Below are 341 nucleotides of genomic sequence, written 5' to 3'. Positions count from 1 at the left end.
AGAAAAAGTGAATATGCACATTAATATTCTTAGAACTCAGCATGCCTTAGAAAGTAAACCAGATATTATTGCAACAGCCTGTCCTTATTGTAATACCATGATGTCAGATGGTGTAAAATTCAATGAAAAAGAAGATAAAATATCTGTAATGGATATTGCAGAATTAATTGCTTACACTTAGATCAATATAAATGAAGAAATTAACAATCACCCTAATTGCCTTAGTTGGCCTTAACCTAGTATTTGCTCAAAATACAACGAAAGAGGAAGCTCTGGAGCTAATGGCAAATGATACATGTGAATGTATTCAAAAGAAAAAAATAGACCCTTCTGATTGGATG

At 32.0% G+C, this 341-nt stretch carries 1 pseudogene; it reads left to right on the top strand.

From position 1 onward, the window contains the following. A pseudogene (locus tag ACRHOC_RS14745) lies at positions 1–181 on the top strand ((Fe-S)-binding protein); the annotation flags it as partial. Positions 182–341 lie beyond the last annotated feature (160 nt).

It is taken from the genome of Winogradskyella poriferorum (assembly GCF_050618035.1).
GTDB lineage: Bacteria > Bacteroidota > Bacteroidia > Flavobacteriales > Flavobacteriaceae > Winogradskyella > Winogradskyella poriferorum_A.
The sequence above is the reverse complement of the archived record's forward strand: the minus strand, read 5'-3'. Positions and strand labels throughout refer to the sequence as shown.